This window comes from Streptomyces sp. NPDC046900 (genome assembly GCF_040644975.1).
Lineage (GTDB): Bacteria > Actinomycetota > Actinomycetes > Streptomycetales > Streptomycetaceae > Streptomyces.
In genome coordinates this window covers 49,324-67,001 of the sequence record NZ_JBEYXD010000018.1, presented here as the reverse complement: position 1 = coordinate 67,001, position 17,678 = coordinate 49,324, and the positions used below count along the sequence as shown (strand labels likewise).

The 17,678-nt window shown below is 69.7% G+C and carries 17 protein-coding genes; 7 read left to right on the top strand and 10 right to left on the bottom strand.

Annotation, left to right across the window (positions count from 1 at the left end; all coding sequences use genetic code 11):
• Positions 1-40 precede the first annotated feature (40 nt).
• The 3 genes from ABZ904_RS20035 to ABZ904_RS20025 all read right to left on the bottom strand — a co-directional run bounded on the left by ABZ904_RS20035 (position 41) and on the right by ABZ904_RS20025 (position 4,209).
• The gene (locus ABZ904_RS20035) at positions 41-733 is read right to left on the bottom strand and encodes a DUF402 domain-containing protein (RefSeq protein WP_359392133.1); all 693 of its coding nucleotides are present in this window, start codon (positions 731-733) and stop codon (positions 41-43) included.
• A gap of 83 nt (positions 734-816) precedes the next feature.
• A complete protein-coding gene (locus tag ABZ904_RS20030) occupies positions 817-2,202 on the bottom strand; it encodes a class II fumarate hydratase (protein ID WP_359392132.1) in 1,386 nt (461 codons plus the stop codon).
• 339 nt (positions 2,203-2,541) lie between these two features.
• Entirely contained in the window at positions 2,542-4,209 is a 1,668-nt protein-coding gene (locus tag ABZ904_RS20025) for a fumarate hydratase (protein ID WP_360995864.1), read from the bottom strand.
• Between the two features lie 298 nt (positions 4,210-4,507).
• Between ABZ904_RS20025 and ABZ904_RS20020 the strand changes: the two genes are divergently transcribed.
• Positions 4,508-5,212 carry a DUF1707 domain-containing protein gene (locus ABZ904_RS20020; protein ID WP_361824777.1) on the top strand — a complete coding sequence of 235 codons (705 nt, stop codon included), beginning with the start codon at positions 4,508-4,510 and terminating at the stop codon, positions 5,210-5,212.
• Between the two features lie 163 nt (positions 5,213-5,375).
• Entirely contained in the window at positions 5,376-5,747 is a 372-nt protein-coding gene (locus tag ABZ904_RS20015) for a WhiB family transcriptional regulator (protein WP_359392129.1), read from the top strand.
• Positions 5,748-5,847: 100 nt separating this feature from the next.
• Here ABZ904_RS20015 and glpX read toward each other — a convergent pair whose 3' ends face one another.
• A complete protein-coding gene (gene glpX / locus ABZ904_RS20010; RefSeq protein WP_359392128.1) occupies positions 5,848-6,882 on the bottom strand; it encodes a class II fructose-bisphosphatase in 1,035 nt (344 codons plus the stop codon).
• Between the two features lie 127 nt (positions 6,883-7,009).
• On the opposite strand from glpX, the gene ABZ904_RS20005 reads away from it, so the two are divergent.
• Positions 7,010-7,531 (top strand): DUF4245 domain-containing protein, encoded by a 522-nt coding sequence (locus ABZ904_RS20005; RefSeq protein WP_359392127.1) that lies wholly within the window; start codon positions 7,010-7,012, stop codon positions 7,529-7,531.
• 538 nt (positions 7,532-8,069) lie between these two features.
• Here the strand turns inward: ABZ904_RS20005 and ABZ904_RS20000 are convergent.
• Positions 8,070-8,312 (bottom strand): exodeoxyribonuclease VII small subunit, encoded by a 243-nt coding sequence (locus tag ABZ904_RS20000; RefSeq protein ID WP_359392126.1) that lies wholly within the window; start codon positions 8,310-8,312, stop codon positions 8,070-8,072.
• Positions 8,313-8,321: 9 nt separating this feature from the next.
• Positions 8,322-9,539, bottom strand: a complete 1,218-nt coding sequence (xseA, locus tag ABZ904_RS19995) for an exodeoxyribonuclease VII large subunit (RefSeq protein ID WP_359392125.1) — start codon at positions 9,537-9,539, stop codon at positions 8,322-8,324.
• Between the two features lie 177 nt (positions 9,540-9,716).
• Here xseA and ABZ904_RS19990 point away from each other — a divergent pair, with 177 nt between their 5' ends.
• Positions 9,717-10,721, top strand: coding sequence for a 4-hydroxy-3-methylbut-2-enyl diphosphate reductase (locus tag ABZ904_RS19990; RefSeq protein ID WP_359392124.1), 1,005 nt, complete (start codon positions 9,717-9,719; stop codon positions 10,719-10,721).
• 64 nt (positions 10,722-10,785) lie between these two features.
• Positions 10,786-11,529, top strand: a complete 744-nt coding sequence (ppgK, locus tag ABZ904_RS19985) for a polyphosphate--glucose phosphotransferase (RefSeq protein WP_359392123.1) — start codon at positions 10,786-10,788, stop codon at positions 11,527-11,529.
• Positions 11,530-11,544: 15 nt separating this feature from the next.
• Here ppgK and ABZ904_RS19980 read toward each other — a convergent pair whose 3' ends face one another.
• Positions 11,545-12,201 carry a DUF6542 domain-containing protein gene (locus tag ABZ904_RS19980; RefSeq protein WP_361824770.1) on the bottom strand — a complete coding sequence of 219 codons (657 nt, stop codon included), beginning with the start codon at positions 12,199-12,201 and terminating at the stop codon, positions 11,545-11,547.
• A 199-nt stretch (positions 12,202-12,400) separates the two neighbouring features.
• Here ABZ904_RS19980 and ychF point away from each other — a divergent pair, with 199 nt between their 5' ends.
• Entirely contained in the window at positions 12,401-13,489 is a 1,089-nt protein-coding gene (ychF, locus tag ABZ904_RS19975; protein WP_360995879.1) for a redox-regulated ATPase YchF, read from the top strand.
• 275 nt (positions 13,490-13,764) lie between these two features.
• Positions 13,765-15,183 (top strand): ATP-binding protein, encoded by a 1,419-nt coding sequence (locus ABZ904_RS19970; RefSeq protein WP_359392120.1) that lies wholly within the window; start codon positions 13,765-13,767, stop codon positions 15,181-15,183.
• Between the two features lie 41 nt (positions 15,184-15,224).
• Here the strand turns inward: ABZ904_RS19970 and ABZ904_RS19965 are convergent, their stop codons facing one another.
• The 3 genes from ABZ904_RS19965 to paaI are packed head-to-tail and all read right to left on the bottom strand — an operon-like array spanning position 15,225 to position 17,677.
• A complete protein-coding gene (locus ABZ904_RS19965; protein ID WP_361824767.1) occupies positions 15,225-15,875 on the bottom strand; it encodes a TetR/AcrR family transcriptional regulator in 651 nt (216 codons plus the stop codon).
• Between the two features lie 25 nt (positions 15,876-15,900).
• The gene (gene paaK, locus ABZ904_RS19960) at positions 15,901-17,247 is read right to left on the bottom strand and encodes a phenylacetate--CoA ligase PaaK (RefSeq protein ID WP_359392118.1); all 1,347 of its coding nucleotides are present in this window, start codon (positions 17,245-17,247) and stop codon (positions 15,901-15,903) included.
• Positions 17,248-17,257: 10 nt separating this feature from the next.
• Complete coding sequence (gene paaI / locus ABZ904_RS19955) at positions 17,258-17,677, bottom strand: hydroxyphenylacetyl-CoA thioesterase PaaI (RefSeq protein ID WP_359392117.1); 420 nt, start codon at positions 17,675-17,677, stop codon at positions 17,258-17,260.
• Position 17,678 lies beyond the last annotated feature (1 nt).

Here is a 17,678-nt window from a genome sequence, read left to right as displayed (position 1 = left end):
GACGATCCTACGGTTGCACCGCGGGGGCGCAACAAGGGTCTCATGAGGTCACATACGCAGGAGTACGGTCCCAGTTCTCAGGCAGCGACGGAACGGACCAGGACGGATCGGGCCGCCAGTGCTGCCAGCCGTCCGAGAACGGCGCCTGCCAGGTGCGGATCGCCTCCACCGCCGACAGCCCCGCCTCCCGCACCCGTTGGGCCAGCCGAGGATTCATCAGACCGTCCCGCTGGGCCTGCGCGAACTCGTCCTCGTCGCGCCAGCCCCAGCTGCGGTCCGGGTAGACGCAGATGTCCAGGAAGTAGTCCTCCGAGTCGACGCCGCCGGCCCAGCGGACCAGCGGCTCCTCCAGGTTCACGTACCAGTTCTTGAACCGCCAGCCCGGCTCCCAGAACAGCCACACCGACCAGGGCTGACCGGGCTGTGCCAGCTTGAGCACCCCGGCACCGAACCAGCGGTCGAGCCGCACCGTCCGCGGCTTGGTGTAGCGGGACTCCAGCGGCTCGGCGTGCAGCGGCGTGCCGTCGGCGAGGACGGGCCGCACGCACTGGGTGCCGGGGGCCATCCACACCGCGAGCAGTTGGTCGTCGTCCCTGACCACGGTGACGGGGCGCACGATGTGGAAGCGTTCACCGGCGTTCTCCCGGTACCGCCAGAGGATGTGCTCTCCCGGCGCCCAGTATGTCGTCGGCGTGCTCGCTTCCACTCGTCTCACCGCTCCACCGTCTGCCATGCACAGATATTAGGTGCCCCAGGCATACGACGCCGTGGCGCCCGTCATGGTTCGCCACGAGCGGGTGACATGAGGGGCGGTCCTCACGGGTGGGTCATCCGCAGGACGTCGAGTGCCTCGTCGAGCTGCTCCAGCGTGAGGTCGCCGCGCTCCACGTAGCCCGCTTCCAGGACGACCTGACGGATCGTCTTGCGCTCGGCGAGCGCCTTCTTGGCGACCTTCGCGGCCTCTTCGTACCCGATGTACTTGTTGAGCGGGGTGACGACGGAGGGCGACGACTCGGCGTACTCGCGGGCGCGTTCGGGGTGGGCGACGATGCCGTCCACGGTCCGGTCGGCGAGCAGCCGGGAGACGTTGGCGAGCAGCCGGACCGACTCCAGCACGTTCTTCGCGAGGACCGGCATCATGACGTTGAGCTCGAAGTTGCCGGCCGCGCCGGCGGTGGTGACGGTCGCGTCGTTCCCGACGACCTGCGCGGCGACCATGAGGACGGCCTCGGGGATGACGGGGTTGACCTTGCCGGGCATGATCGAGGATCCCGGCTGCAGATCGGGAAGGGCGATCTCGGCGAGCCCGGTCCTCGGCCCCGAGGCCATCCACCGCAGATCGTTGGCGATCTTCGTCAGGCCGACGGCGATGGTCCTCAGCTGCCCGCTGGTCTCGACGATGCCGTCCCGGGCGCCCTGGGCCTCGAAGTGGTTGCGGGCCTCGGTGAGCGGCAGCCCGGTGGCGCGCGCGACCTCTGCGATGACGGCGGCGGAGAAGCCTGCCGGCGTGTTGATGCCGGTACCGACCGCGGTACCGCCCAGCGGCAGCTCGGCGAGCCGCGGCAGCGAGGCGTTCAGCCGCTCGACGCCGTACCGCACCTGGGCGGCGTAGCCGCCGAACTCCTGACCCAGGGTCACGGGCGTGGCGTCCATGAGGTGGGTCCGCCCCGCCTTCACGACATCCGCGAACTCGTCGGCCTTGCGTTCGAGAGAGGCCGCGAGGTGCTCGAGGGCGGGGATCAGGTCGCGGCTGACGGCGCCGGTGGCGGCGATGTGGAGGGAGGAGGGGAAGACGTCGTTGGACGACTGGGAGGCGTTCACATGGTCGTTGGGGTGCACGTTCCGGCCGAGCCGCTCACTGGCGAGAGTGGCGATGACCTCGTTGGTGTTCATGTTGGACGAGGTGCCGGACCCGGTCTGGAAGACGTCCACGGGGAAGTGCTCGTCCCACCGTCCCTCGGCGACCTCGTCGGCGGCCTCCTGGATGGCCTGGGCGACGTCCTTGTCGAGCACCCCCAGCTCCGCGTTGACCTTGGCGGCGGCGCCCTTGATCCGCGCCAGCGCCTCGATGTGCGCACGTTCGATGCGCTGTCCGGAGACGGGGAAGTTCTCCACGGCGCGCTGCGTCTGCGCCCGCCATTTGGCGTCGACGGGTACCTTCACTTCGCCCATGGAGTCGTGCTCGATGCGGTATTCGCTCATACCGGGTACAGCGCGGGGGCGGGTGCGGTTGTTCCGGGGGATGGGCCGAATGGGGGACGGCTCCCGGGCCGGGGAAGCGGTCCCTGGAACGTCGGCTGAGGCGCCGGATCGGCGGGGGATTTTTGAAGTGGTCGTTCGACCCATTCGTCTGACGTTCGACCCATTCGTCCGAGGTTCGAGTCATCGGTCCGACGGCGATAACGAAGCCCGTCCGGCGTTCGAGGACGAGGCCGTCGGGCCGCAAGGGGGTCCGGGGCGGGAGCCCCGGCAGGGTGCAGGGGCGCATCCCCTGCGGCGGGGGCGGCGGGGGCGCGATGCCTACCCGCCGCCCCGAAGGCGCTACGCCAGCCCCGGCCCCCGCACCGGAATCGACGTGAACGTCGGCTGCGGTGCCGGGTCTTTGAAGAAGTCGTTGCCCTTGTCGTCCACCACGATGAACGCCGGGAAGTCCTCGACCTCGATCTTCCAGACCGCCTCCATCCCGAGCTCCTCGTACTCGACGACCTCGACCTTCTTGATGCAGTCCTGGGCGAGACGGGCGGCCGGGCCGCCGATCGAGCCGAGGTAGAAGCCGCCGTGCGACGCGCACGCGTCCGTGACCTGCTTGCTCCGGTTGCCCTTCGCCAGCATCACCTTGGAGCCGCCCGCCGCCTGGAACTGCTCCACGTAGGAGTCCATGCGGCCCGCCGTCGTCGGGCCGAAGGAGCCGGACGCGTAGCCCTCGGGCGTCTTGGCCGGGCCGGCGTAGTAGACCGGGTGGTCCTTGAGGTACTGCGGCATCTCCTCGCCGCGGTCCAGCCGCTCCTTGATCTTGGCGTGCGCGATGTCGCGCGCCACGACCAGCGGACCGGACAGCGAAAGCCGCGTCTTCACCGGGTACTTGGTCAGCTCCGCGAGGATGTCGTCCATGGGCTGGTTCAGGTCGACGCGCACGACGTCGCCGTCCTGCTCCAGGTGCTCGTCCGTCGTCTCCGGCAGGAACCGCGCCGGGTCCGTCTCCAACTGCTCCAGGAACACGCCCTCGGCGGTGATCTTCGCCACGGCCTGGCGGTCGGCCGAGCAGGAGACCGCGATGGCGACCGGGCAGGACGCCCCGTGCCGGGGGAGGCGGACCACGCGGACGTCGTGGCAGAAGTACTTGCCGCCGAACTGCGCCCCGATCCCGATCTTCTGCGTCAGCTCGAAGACCTTCTCCTCCAGCTCCTTGTCCCGGAAGCCGTGGCCCAGCTCGGAGCCCTCCGCCGGCAGCTCGTCCAGGTAGTGCGCGGAGGCGTACTTGGCGGTCTTGAGCGCGTACTCGGCGCTCGTGCCGCCGACGACGATCGCCAGGTGGTACGGCGGGCAGGCGGCCGTGCCGAGCGAGCGGATCTTCTCCTCCAGGAACTTCATCATGGAGGCCTCGTTCAGGACGGCCTTCGTCTCCTGGTAGAGGAAGGACTTGTTGGCGCTGCCGCCGCCCTTCGCCATGAACAGGAACTTGTAGGCGCCGCCGTCCGTCGCGTAGAGCTCGATCTGCGCCGGCAGGTTCGAGCCGGTGTTCTTCTCCTCCCACATGGTGAGCGGGGCCATCTGTGAGTAGCGCAGGTTCAGCTTGGTGTACGCGTCGTAGATGCCGTGGGAGAGCGCCTTCTCGTCCCCGCCCTCGGTGAGGACGTTCTGGCCGCGCTTGCCCATGACGATCGCCGTACCGGTGTCCTGGCACATGGGGAGCACGCCCGCCGCCGCGATGTTCGCGTTCTTCAGCAGGTCCAGCGCGACGAACTTGTCGTTCGCCGAGGCCTCCGGGTCGTCGATGATGCGCCGCAGCTGGGCGAGGTGCGCGGGACGGAGGTAGTGCTGGATGTCGTGGATCGCCTCTTCGGCGAGCTTGCGCAGCGCCTCCGGCTCGACCTTGAGGAACGTACGCCCGTCGGCCTCGAAGGTGGAGACACCCTCGGAGGTCACCAGCCGGTAGGGGGTGGTGTCCTCTCCTGTCGGGAGCAGATCGGTGTACGCGAACTCAGGCATCTCGCCCATTCCTCACTAGACAGGCCGTCATTTCCTGGCTCGTCGACCTCCGGGGCGCGACATGCTGTGCCAGGGGCCGATCGTGCTCGGTCTCCCCGCACAGGCGCGCCCCTTCGGCTCACTCGCCGGGGCTGGCCTCCGTTGGCAGCGTCCACCAGCGTAGAACCTGGCGCCGACGGCGAGCCTGTGAGGTAGGGCTCAGTCGGGCGCGCTCGAGCACCTTGTCCCGGCGCGCGGTTTTCCACAGTCCGGATCCGGGGGGTAGTCGCGATCTATCGCGTTTCGGTACGCTGCTGCCGTGGACCTTCACAAGAGCCCCGTTCTGACGAACCGGCAGCCCGTGCCTCCGGCCGAGCTGCGCTGCTCCGACGCCGACCGTGACCGCATCGCCGACATTCTGCGCGACGCCCTGGCCGAGGGTCGTCTCACGGCGGAGGAGCACGCCGAGCGCGTCGAGGGCGTGCTCAACGCCAAGACGGCCGGCGAGCTGGACCGATTCGTCCGGGATCTGCCCGCGGCCCATGCGCACCGTGTCGCCGCGGCGGACTCCCCGGCACCGGGCCGCCCCACCCCGGGCGCGATCCCGGCCGAGCCCGACGAGAACGTGGTGGCGGTCTTCAGCTCCGCCATGCGCAGGGGCCGCTGGCGCCCCGGCCGCCGTACGCACGCGTACGCGATCTTCGGCAGCGTCGAGATCGACCTGAGCGAGGCCATTTTCGAGTACCAGCAGATCGTGATCAAAGCGGTCTCGGTCTTCGGCGACGTCCAGATCCGCGTCCCGGAGAACGTCTCGCTGCGCGGCACCGGCGGCGGTGTGCTCGGCAACTTCGAGGTGAGCCCGCTGGATTCGGCGGACCAGGAAGCGCCCGTCGTCTACGTGGACGGCCTGGCCGTCCTCGGGAACGTCGAAGCCCGGCCGAAGCGGGGCAAGCGGGTGGCCGACATCCTCGATCGTGTCTCGGACAAGGTGGACCGCGCTCTGCGCAAACATCTGGACCGTTGACGCTTGTGAATCCGGTCGTATCCGAAGCGAAAGGGTCCGGTTGGAGCGACACCGGCACTCCCTGGGCGCCCGGCGGCCGGGGACGCAGTGCATAGGCGCGCGCACAGCGGGTAGGCCTTGCTGCATCGTCTCTCGCTCGCGAAGCCGTCGTCAGGAGTAGACCGTGCTGCAACCGCCGCATTCGTCCCTGCAGGTCGCTGACGTTCCGCACCAGCGGGTGCCAGTGCGCGACAGGGATCAGGACGCCCCGTGGCACACGGAGGCGGTGTGCCGGCGCGACGAGGCCGGCCTGTTCTTCGCGCCCTCCAAGGAACCCACCGCGGCCCGGCTGTCCCGTGAGGAGGCGGCGAAGCGGGTCTGCGGGCGCTGCCCGGTGATGGTGGAGTGCCGGGAGCACGCGCTGCTCCAGCCCGAGCCGTACGGGGTCTGGGGCGGCCTCACGGCCGCCGAGCGCCGTGTGGTGCTCGCCCGGCGCCGGCGCCGGGAGATGGAGCTCAAGAAGGCCGCGCGGGGGACGATAGCCGCGGCCGGCTGACGGGACCCACGAGAAGGGCGCCCTCTCCGCACAGAGGGCGCCCCGGGGTTCCGGTGACCGGGCCGAGGGGGCTGACGCCCCGAGGCGGACCGGTCTCCGGCTACTTGGCTCGGTCGAAGTCGATCGCGCTGTATGCGCGCAGCTTGCTCAGCCGGTGCACGGACTCGATCCGGCGGACGGTGCCGGACTTGGAGCGCATCACGATCGAGGCCGTGGTGGCGGTCTCGGAGCGATAGCGCACCCCGCGCAGCAGCTCGCCGTCGGTGATGCCGGTGGCGACGAAGAAGACGTTCTCGCCGGAGACGAGGTCGTCCGTGGTCAGCACCCGGTCGAGGTCGTGGCCCGCGTCGATGGCCCGCTGCCGCTCCTCGTCGTCCTTGGGCCACAGCTTGCCCTGGATGGTGCCGCCGAGGCACTTCACGGCGCAGGCGGAGATGATGCCCTCGGGCGTGCCGCCGACGCCGAGCAGCAGATCGATGCCGGTGTTCTCGCTCAGTGCCAGGATCGAACCGGCCACGTCGCCGTCCGAGATCAGTTTGATGCGCGCGCCGGTCTCCCGGACCTCGTTGATGAGGCCCTCGTGGCGCGGCCGGTCGAGGATGACGACAGTGACGTCCTCGGGCGTGGACCGCTTGGCCTTGGCGACCCGGCGGATGTTGACCGAGACGGGCGCGTCGATGTCGACGAAGTCGGCCGCCTCGGGGCCGGTGACCAGCTTGTCCATGTAGAAGACGGCGGACGGGTCGAACATCGTGCCGCGGTCGGCGGCGGCCAGTACGGCGATGGCGTTCGGCATGCCCTTGGCGGTGAGCGTGGTGCCGTCGATCGGGTCCACGGCGATGTCGCACTCGGGCCCGGTCCCGTCGCCGATCCGCTCTCCGTTGAAGAGCATCGGCGCCTCGTCCTTCTCTCCTTCGCCGATGACGACGACGCCGTTCATCGACACGGTGGAGACGAGGCTTCGCATGGCGCGTACGGCGGCACCGTCGGCGCCGTTCTTGTCACCGCGGCCGACCCAGCGGCCCGCGGCCATGGCGGCGGCTTCGGTGACCCGGACGAGTTCCAGGGCGAGGTTCCGGTCCGGTGCCTCGGAGGGAACTTCGAGTTCGGACGGCAGATGATGATTCTCGGTCATCGGAGCGCACCTTTCTGATACGACGACGGCCGGATGAGGGTGGTGCCCAAGACTCTATCGCCGAGCAGACAAAATGAGCAGGGGGCCCCACGGATGAGCGGAGGTCTGCACCTGCGACGATAGCGGGGTGGCAGGTACGAAAGGCAAGCAGAAGACGGTCCGGGACATGATCCTCTCCCTGGGCCTGATCGGTCTGATGGCGGGCGTGATCTACCTGTTCATCCCGCACGACGACCACGCTCCCGATCTCAAGCGGGTGGATTACCGCGTCGAGCTGCTCACGGCGCGCCGGGCCGCAAGCTATCCGGTGGCGGCGCCCGAAGGCCTGCCCGACACCTGGAAGGCCACCTCAGTGCGCTTCCAGGGTGACGAGTCCGATGCGTGGCACCTCGGCTTCCAGGACCCCGCCGGACAGTACGTGGCGATCGAGCAGTCGACTCAGAAGCCGTCCGCGTTCATCGACGAGGCGAGCCAGGGCGCGCACGAGACGAAGGCCACCCAGGAGATCGGCGGCCGTGTCTGGCAGCGCTACACGGGTGGCCGTTACGACGCGCTCGTGCTCAAGGACAAGGGGTCCACGACCGTGGTGGCCGGCACGGCGTCGTTCGCCCAGCTGGCGAAGATGGCGGAGGCCCTGCGGACGAAGTGACACGGGCCCAGGCCGGCCGTCCTGGACGTGCCGTGCGACGACCCGGATCACGTGAGCCGATCGGCTCGGAAGCGAAGGCCGGCTCAGGAGAGCCGACCGGTCCATGGGAAAGGCCCCCGGCGTCATTGGCGGGGGCCTTTCCCATGGGGCGCGCCAGATGGACCCAGATCCCTGGCGCGGCCTTGAGGGCGGCAACGAGGGGCACGCTGCCCACCCTCGCCGAGCCGATGCCGAAGACGACGTCCTGAGCCGCGAGGCCCGCCGTGATCCGGCTGGTTCGGCCGACGGCATCGACACTAGGCCCAAGAGGTTCAAGCTTCAACTAAAACGGGCTCGTGGTGATCGACTTCACAGTCGGAAGGGATGGCGAAGCGGCATCGGCTTCCCCGTCTCAAGGGTGCGAGACCACGCGGACGACAGCCCACCGGCGGCGCCCGCCACAGAGGCCCGCCTCCGGCTCACGCGCGTCGAGTGCGGAGGCCCGCCACCGGCGTCCGCCACGGCTCAAGCGCGTCGGATGCCGACGCCCGCCGCCGGATCAGTCGGAACCCGCGGCGCCCGTGCCCTCCTCGTCCTCCCGCTCCTCGGCGAGCGCGGCGTCGAGCCGCTTGCGGGCCCCCTCCAGCCACGTCCGGCACACCTTGGCCAGCCGCTCACCGCGTTCCCACAGCGCGAGGGACTCCTCGAGGGTCGTGCCCCCGGCCTCCAGACGCCGTACGACCTCGATCAACTCGTCCCGCGCCTGCTCGTACCCGAGCGCCTCGTCCGTCTTGCTGGTCATGCGCCCACCCTAAGATCCCTGGTTGTCGGCCCGTACCGTGAACTCGCCCTCGGCGACCCGCGCCCGCAACGCCTCACCCGGCGTCACCTCCTCCGGCCCCCGCACCACGTGCCCGTCGGCCTTCTGCAGCACGGCATACCCCCGCTGCAGCGTCGCGGCCGGCGAGAGGGCCACCACCCGCGCGTGCGTGTGGGTGAGCTCCGACTCGGCACGGTCGAGCAGATGGCGCAGCGTACGGCGGCTGCGGTCGACCAGCGAGGTGATCTGCTCGGCCCGCTCGTCGACCATGCGGTGCGGATCCTCGATACAGGGCCGCGCCAGCGCGTGCGCGAGCCCCCGCTCCTCGCGCTCGACGAGCGACAGCACACACCGCCGGGCCCGGTCCCGCAGCATCTGGACACGCTGCAACTCCTCGCCGACGTCCGGCACGACCTTCTTGGCCGCGTCGGTCGGGGTTGAGGCCCGCAGGTCGGCGACGTAGTCGAGCAGCGGATTGTCCGGTTCGTGCCCGATGGCCGAGACGACGGGCGTACGGCATCCCGCCACCGCCCGTACGAGCTGCTCGTCGGAGAACGGCAGCAGGTCCTCCACGCTGCCGCCGCCGCGCGCCACGATGATCACGTCCACGTCGTCCAGCGCGTCCAGTTCCTTCACGGCCTGCACGACCTGAGGCACCGCGTGCACGCCCTGCACGGCGACGTTGCGCACCTCGAAGCGGACGGCGGGCCAGCGGTGGCGCGCGTTCTCCAGCACGTCGCGCTCGGCCGCCGAGGCCCGGCCGCAGACGAGCCCGACGAGCTGCGGCAGGAAGGGCAGTGGTTTCTTGCGGTCGGCGGCGAACAGCCCCTCGGCCGCGAGCGACTTCTTCAGCTGTTCGAGCCGCGCGAGCAGCTCGCCGACGCCCACGGGCCGTATCTCGGCGGCGCGCAGGGAGAGCTGCCCGCGCGGGGCGTACCACTCGGGCTTGGCATGGACGACGACCCGGGCGCCCTCGCTCACGACGTCGGCGACGGCGTCGAACACCTGGCGGTAGCAGGTGACCCCGACGGAGATGTCGTACGACGGATCGCGCAGCGTCAGAAAGACGACGCCGGCGCCGGGGCGCCGCGACAGCTGCGTGATCTGCCCCTCGACCCACACGGCCCCGAGCCGGTCGATCCATCCGCCGATGAGCCGCGACACCTCACCGACGGGCATCGGTGACTCCGCGGACGTGTTGACAGCCATGCGCCGAGCGTAACGGCCGGGACCGACATCGCCGCTCCGCGCGACCGGCCCCCTGCCCCCTTGCGCGCCCCGCGCGTCCCAAGCGCCTCGCGGCCCCCGATGAGCCCCACGACTGTTCCGGATCGTCACCTGCTCTCCCCCTGGGAGGCGATCTACGACCCGGGACACGGCCTTACGATGGTTCGCATGACTGCTTCGCCTGGCCGCCGTGTTCTGCTCGCCGCCCCCAGGGGCTACTGCGCGGGTGTCGACCGTGCCGTCATCGCCGTCGAGAAGGCCCTGGAGCAGTACGGGGCCCCGATCTACGTGCGCCACGAGATCGTCCACAACAAGTACGTCGTACAGACCCTGGAGAAGAAGGGCGCCATCTTCGTCGAGCGGACGGAGGAGGTCCCGCCGGGGAACATCGTCATGTTCTCCGCGCACGGCGTCGCGCCCACGGTCCACGAAGAGGCCAAGCAGGGCCGGCTCGCCACCATCGACGCGACCTGCCCGCTGGTCACCAAGGTCCACAAGGAAGCCGTCCGCTTCGCCAATGAGGACTTCGACATCCTCCTGATCGGGCACGAGGGCCACGAGGAGGTCATCGGCACGTCCGGTGAGGCCCCCGACCACATCCAGCTCGTCGACGGCCCCGGGGACGTCGACGAGGTCGAGGTCCGCGACCCGTCGAAGGTCGTGTGGCTCTCCCAGACGACCCTCTCGGTCGACGAGACGATGGAGACCGTCGACGCCCTCAAGGAGAAGTTCCCCCAGCTGATCTCCCCGCCCAGCGACGACATCTGCTACGCGACGCAGAACCGCCAGCTCGCGGTGAAGCAGATGGGCGCCGAGGCGGACCTGGTCATCGTGGTCGGCTCCCGGAACTCCTCGAACTCCAAGCGGCTGGTGGAGGTCGCCAAGCTCGCCGGCGCGCGCGAGGCCTACCTCGTGGACTTCGCCGACGAGATCGACGAGGCCTGGCTGGAGGGTGTGACGACCGTCGGCGTGACCTCGGGCGCCTCCGTCCCGGAGGTCCTGGTCGAGCAGGTCCTGGAGTGGCTCGCGGGGCGCGGCTTCGAGGACGTCGAGATCGTCAAGGCCGCCGAGGAGTCCATCACCTTCTCGCTGCCCAAGGAACTGCGCCGCGACCTGCGCGAGGAGGCGGCGACGCTGCTCGCGGAGCGTACTTCGGAGAGCTGACGGGTCCGCCTCCGTCACGGCTTCGGCAAGAGGGCTGCCGGTCCGACGCCGTACCGTGGTGACCATGAAGATCTTCGGCGTGGACATCGGCGGATCCGGTATCAAGGGCGCACCCGTGGACCTGGAGCGGGGCGATCTGACGGAGGAGCGCTTCAAGGTGCTCACTCCCCATCCCGCGACGCCCGACCTCGTGGCCGACGGCGTGAAGGAGGTCGTCGGCCACTTCGGCTGGAGCGGCCCCGTCGGCATAACGTTCCCCGGCGTCGTCAGCGACGGTTCCACGATCCTTACGGCGGCCAACGTCGACAAGGGCTGGATCGGCACGGACGCGCGCGCCCTGCTCAGCGGGCGGCTGGACGGGCTCCCGGTCACCCTGCTGAACGACGCGGACGCGGCGGGCGTCGCCGAGATGCAGTTCGGCGCCGGCCGTGACCGCCGGGGCACGGTCATCATGCTGACGTTCGGCACGGGCATCGGCAGCGCCCTGTTCGTCGACGGCACTCTCGTCCCGAACACGGAGCTGGGCCACCTGGAGCTCGGCGGCCACGACGCGGAGAAGCGCGCGTCCACCAAGGCCAAGGAGGACAACGGCCTGACGTGGGAGCACTGGGCCCGCCGGGTGCAGAAGTACCTCGCCCATGTGGAGATGCTGTTCTCCCCGGAGCTGTTCATCGTCGGCGGGGGCGTGAGCCGCAAGTCTGAGAAGTTCCTGCCCCTGATCCAGGACGTCAGAGCCGAGATCGTCCCGGCCCAGCTGCAGAACAACGCCGGGATCGTGGGCGCGGCGATGAGGGCCGCCGAGGCGTAAGGACGGCCGAAGAGCTCAGGTGGTGGTGCGGCGGCGCTGTGCCGTCCGGCGTCGAATCACCCGCACCCTGCGTACGGTCGCGATGACGCCTGCGATGAGTGTGCCGCCGTACAACCAGCCCGCCTGGGTCGCCAGCGCGGTGACCAGCCCGACCAGACGCCCGCCGAGCCCCTCACCGCCGTCGGTCATGGTCAGCAGGCCGGCGGCGAAAGCGATCGGCACCGCGACGGGCGCGACCACCAGGTCACCGGGCCGCACCCACAGCGCGGTCAGCAGGCACACGGGCAGGAACAGCGCGCCGTAGACCGTCAGGGACGAGTCGAACAGCAGCTGGTCGAGAAATCCGGCAGCGAGCATCACGGCACCGCAGAACAGCCCACCGCCCAGGCCCGTGAGCCGGGGGGCGGGCAGCCGCCTGCCTCTCTGGACCAGCGCTGCGGCACTCCGTCGCTCCGCCGCGGGGCGGCGCTGGGGGCCGCCGTTGCCTTGGTTCGCCGGCCGTGCCCCGGCGGTGGCACCGCGTGTCTCGGGCCGGCCGGGGGTGCCGGGCCGGGTGGGCCGGGCCGTCGTCTCGGGACGTACGGGCGTGGCCGCACCCCTCCGACCCTGAGGGGGCAGGGGGGCGCCGCGTCGCGGTCCGTGTTGCGCAGGTCGCGTCCTGTGTTGCTCCACTGGACCAACTTAGGTCGGTTTATGTGTGAAATGACCCCACAGACACGCCGTTGGCGAGACCTTGGCCAAGCGTTCGATACGTCGCCGGTCCGAGGTCGGGCACACCGTAGACTGGTGGATCGGCCCGCACACGCTCCTACGGACCCGGGCCCGGACAGCCCCAGTCCAGTCCTCCACCTCACGTACGGGAAGTCGCAACGTGTCGCTCACGATCGGAATCGTCGGTCTGCCCAACGTCGGCAAGTCGACCCTGTTCAACGCCCTGACCAAGAACGACGTGCTCGCGGCCAACTACCCGTTCGCCACGATCGAGCCGAACGTCGGTGTCGTCGGCGTCCCCGACGCGCGGCTCGCCAAGCTGGCCGGGATCTTCAAGTCGGAGCGGGTCCTCCCGGCCACCGTGGACTTCGTCGACATCGCGGGCATCGTGCGCGGCGCCAGCGAGGGCGAGGGCCTGGGTAACAAGTTCCTCGCGAACATCCGCGAATCGGACGCGATCTGCCAGGTCATCCGCGCCTTCAAGGACGAGAACGTCGTGCATGTGGACGGCAAGGTCTCGCCGAAGGACGACATCGAGACGATCAACACCGAGCTGATCCTCGCGGACCTCCAGACGATCGAGAAAGTCCTCCCGAGGCTCCAGAAGGAGTCCCGGATCAAGAAGGACGTCGCCCCGAAGGTCACGGCCGTCGAGGAGGCGAAGGAGATCCTGGAGAGGGGCGACACACTCTTCGCGCACGGGATCGTCCAGGGCAGCGAGCGCGCCGAACTGCTCCACGACCTGCATCTGCTCACCACCAAGCCGTTCCTCTACGTCTTCAACGTCGACGAGGACGAGCTGATGGACGACACCTTCAAGGACGACCAGCGCGCCCTGGTCGCCCCCGCCGAGGCGATCTTCCTCAACGCCAAGCTGGAGGCGGACCTCGCCGAGCTCGACGAGGACGAGGCCCTCGAGCTCCTCGAGTCGGTCGGCCAGCACGAGCCGGGCCTCGCGACCCTTGCCCGCGTCGGTTTCGACACCCTGGGCCTGCAGACCTACCTCACGGCGGGCCCGAAGGAGTCCCGCGCGTGGACCATCAAGAAGGGCGCCACCGCCCCCGAGGCCGCCGGTGTCATCCACACCGACTTCCAGAAGGGCTTCATCAAGGCGGAGGTCATCTCCTTCGAGGAGCTGGTCGCCACCGGCTCGGTCGCCGACGCCCGCGCCGCGGGCAAGGCCCGCATGGAGGGCAAGGACTACGTGATGCAGGACGGCGACGTGGTGGAGTTCCGGTTCAACGTCTAGCAGGTGACCTGGCGCGCGATCGCTGATACTGGCGAATTCGCAGTTCAGAAGGGGTCCGTTCCTTCGGGGCGGGCCCCTGGTCCTTTTCCGTGCCGGGATTGGTGCTGGGATGCCTGACCCGTCGTCACCTGTCATCACCCCTGGTCGTCCTTACTGCGCCGGGATGCGGCAGAGTCGTGACTGTGAGCGACAACCAGTGAGACGCTAAGCGAGTATGTTGCTAACATTCGCGTTACTAACATAGGCGTTAGTCTCGCGGTGGAGGTCGGCGGACGTTGGTGGATTTTGTAGGTCGTCGGCAGGAGCTGGCGACGTTGGGGCGAGAGCTGCAGAAGGTGGCGGCAGGGGTCGGCGGGGAGCGGCCCGGTCGGTGCGTGATGCTGCGCGGGCGGCGCCGGGTGGGCAAGTCGCGACTGGTCGAGCGGTTTGCGGAGCGCTCCGGAGCCCCGTTCTTGTTCTACACGGCGACTGGTGCGTCCCCTGGGGACGATCTGGCACGGCTGGCCCGGGACGCCCAGGCATCGACGCTTCCGCTGGCGCGGCTGGTGGCCGCCGCGCGGCCGGAGAGTTGGGATGCCGCGTTCGATGTGCTGGCCGCGGCGCTGCCCGGCGACCGGGCGAGTGTGCTGGTCATCGACGAGGTGCCGTACCTGATGGATGCCGATGGCGCCTTTGAGGGGATGCTGCAGCGGGCCTGGGACCGGGTGCTGGAGACCAAGCCAGTACTGCTGGTCCTCATCGGCTCCGATCTGTCGATGATGGAAGCTCTGAACAGCTACGGGCGACCGTTCCACCAGCGCGGCCGGGAGATGGTGCTCGGGCCGCTGAACCCCGCCGAGGTGGGGAGGATGCTCGGGCTGGAACCGGCGGAAGCCTTCGATGCCGCGCTTGTCACCGGCGGGCTGCCGCTGATCTGCGCGGAGTGGCCGCACGGCGCGGGGCTGTGGAACTTCCTCGGCGAGGCCCTGAATGACCCGGTCTCGGCTCTGCTGGTGTCGGCCGAGCGGTCGTTGGCTGCCGAATTCCCCCCGCAGGCTCAGGCGCGTACGGTGCTGGCGGCCATCGGCAGTGGCGAGCGGACCTTCACCAATATCGCCCGTGCGGCCGGCGGGATCGGGGCCACGCCGCTGCAGCGAGCGCTGGAGCTGCTTACGGACAAGCGGATCGTCGCTGCGGAGCTGCCCGTATCGCTGCGTACGTCGAAGGATCGCCGCTACCGGGTGACAGATCCCTACCTGCGTTTTTGGCTGCACCTGCTCGGCCCGTCCATGGAGGAGATCGAACGGGGGCGGGGCGATCTGACCTTGGCGCGGATCCGGGAGAAGTGGACCAGCTGGCGAGGCCGGGCGATCGAGCCGCTCGTCCGCGAGGCGCTCGCCCGGAAACTGCCCGACGACCGGCTCCCCGCGGCGCCCGCAGTTGGCGGCTACTGGACCCGCACCAACGACGTCGAGATCGACATCGTCGGGGCGGACCGCGCCCCCATTGCCAAGGAGCTGCTCTTCGTCGGCTCCATCAAGTGGCTGGAGCAGTCGCCCTTCGACCGGCATGACCTGGCAGCTCTCCATCGACACCGGGCCGCCCTCACCGGCGAACCTGTTCCAGTCGTGGCGGTCTCGCGCAGCGGAGTCGACTGTCCGGGACTCGATGCCGCCTACGGCCCCGGCGATCTGCTGACCGCTTGGCCGCTGTGAGCGGCGGATCGCAGGCGAGGCACGGAGTTGGTGCTGAGTCGTCAGTCCGGCAGCGGTCCCAAGCGGCGTCCTGGGCCGGCGCCGATGGCCCCCTCATGGCGCAGACCGTCGAACAGTACGGTCGTGAGGGAGTCGGCCAGAGTCGTGACCGGGAGGTCCCCGTCGGGTCTGTACCACTCGATGAGGGAATTCACGGTGCCGAACAGCAGGCGACTTGCCAGGTGGGGATCGATGTCGTCGCGTACACCTCCCTCGGCTGCGGCGCGTATGACCAGGTCGGCGACCCGGTGGTCGAACTCGCGCCGCCGCTCGAGGGCCCGCTGCTCGGTGTCGCTGTTGCCATGGATCCGCAGCAGCAGGGTGACGTACGGCAGCTCGGCCGCGAGTACCTCGACGCTGCGCCGCACCACGTGCCGCAACCGGTCGGTTGCCGAAGCGTCCGGTGCCGGGCTTTGGTCCAGTACGGCGAACAACGCGTCCAGAGCACGGGTGGCGGCGAGGGACAGCAGCTCCTCCTTGCCGGCGACGTGGTGGTAGATGCTGGACTTGCTCAGTCCGAGCCGCCGGGCCAGGTCCTCCATGCTGGTGCCGTCGTAGCCGCGCTCGTTGAAGACCGCGACCGCGACCTCCAGGAGGGAGGCACGGTCATAGGCGGGCCGCTCCGCGCGCCGTGCGATGGGGGTGTTGCTCACCCGGTCATTGTCGCAGGGAGACTGATCACGCCCCACGCTCGTCCTTGATCCGCCGGAGCTTGCCGAGGGAGCGCTCCAGGGTCTCCGGCTCCACGATCACCACGTCCACCGTCACGCCGACGCCGTCCTTCACGCCCTTGGCGATCGCGCGGGCAGCCGTCTCGCGCTGCTCCGGTCCCGCGCCGGGCCCGGCCTCCACACGGACGGTCATGTGGTCCATCCGTCCCCGTGTGCTCAGCTGGAGCTGGAAGTGCGGGGCGACGCCTGGTGTGCGCAGAACCACTTCTTCGATCTGGGTCGGGAAGACGTTGACCCCGCGCAGGATGATCATGTCGTCGCAGCGGCCCGTGATCTTCTCGATACGACGGAAGCCGGGACGGGCGGTGCCGGGCAGCAGCCGGGTCAGGTCCCGGGTGCGGTAGCGGATGACCGGGAGCGCCTCCTTGGTGAGCGACGTGAAGACGAGTTCACCGCTCTCGCCGTCGGCGAGGACGTCGTCCGTGATCGGGTCGACGATCTCGGGGAGGAAGTGGTCCTCCCACACATGCAGGCCGTCCTTGGTCTCGACGCACTCCTGAGCCACACCGGGGCCCATCAACTCGGAGAGGCCGTAGATGTCGACGGCGTGGATGTCCAGGCGCTCCTCGATCTCGCGGCGCATCTCCTCCGTCCACGGCTCGGCGCCGAAGACGCCCACCTTCAGGGAGGTGGTGCGCGGGTCCACGCCCTGGCGCTCGAACTCGTCGAGGAGGGTCAGCATGTAGGAGGGCGTGACCATGATGATCTCGGGCTTGAAGTCCTGGATGATCTGCACCTGGCGGGCCGTCATGCCACCGGAGGCGGGGATCACGGTGCATCCGGCGCGTTCGGCGCCGTAGTGGGCGCCGAGGCCGCCGGTGAACAGGCCGTACCCGTAGGAGATGTGGACCTTGTGCCCGGGACGGCCGCCGGCGGCGCGAATCGAGCGGGCGACCACGTCCGCCCAGGTCGAAAGGTCCTTCTCGGTGTAACCGACCACCGTGGGGCGACCGGTCGTGCCGCTGGAGGCGTGGACGCGCCGCACCTCGGACATGGGGACCGCGAACATGCCGAAGGGGTACGTGTCCCGCAGGTCGGCCTTGGTCGTGAAGGGGAACCGGCCCAGATCCTTCAGCGTCCGGCAGTCCTCGGGCGTGACGCCGGCCTGGTCGAACTTCTTGCGATACAGCTCGACGTTCTCGTACGCATGCCGCAGTGTCCGACGCAGGCGGCGCAGCTGGAGCGCCTCCACCTCCTCGCGCGGCATCCGCTCGGCGTCGTCCAGCAGGTGCGCCGGAAGGGGCTCACCGCGGCGGGCCCGGACAGTCGCAGGTATGGTCGGTTCGTTGATCATTGCGGGCTTCCTAGTCCTCGGTGTTCCGGATGCTGCGGCTGCGGCCGCGGAACTCCGCGATCACCGTCTCGCCTCGTACGACGCTCACGTCGTAGATGCCGCTGCGACCGAAACGGGTGATCTCCCGTGCGGTGGCGGTCAGCACGTCCCCCTCGCGGGCGGGTGCCACGAACGTGACATCCGCTCCGGCGGCGACCGTGACCGGGCCGTGGCTGTTGCAGGCACAGGCGAAGGCGGTGTCGGCGAAGAGGAACAGATATCCGCCGTGAGCGATCCCGTGACCGTTGACCATCGAAGAGGTCACGGTCATGCGGAGGACGGCAGTCCCTTCGCCCTGCTCCAACAGCTCGATACCGAGAAGCGCGGAGGCCCGGTCGGCGGCGAACATGCGCGCTGCCGGCCCTGAGGTCGCGGACGTTGCTCTTGTCACG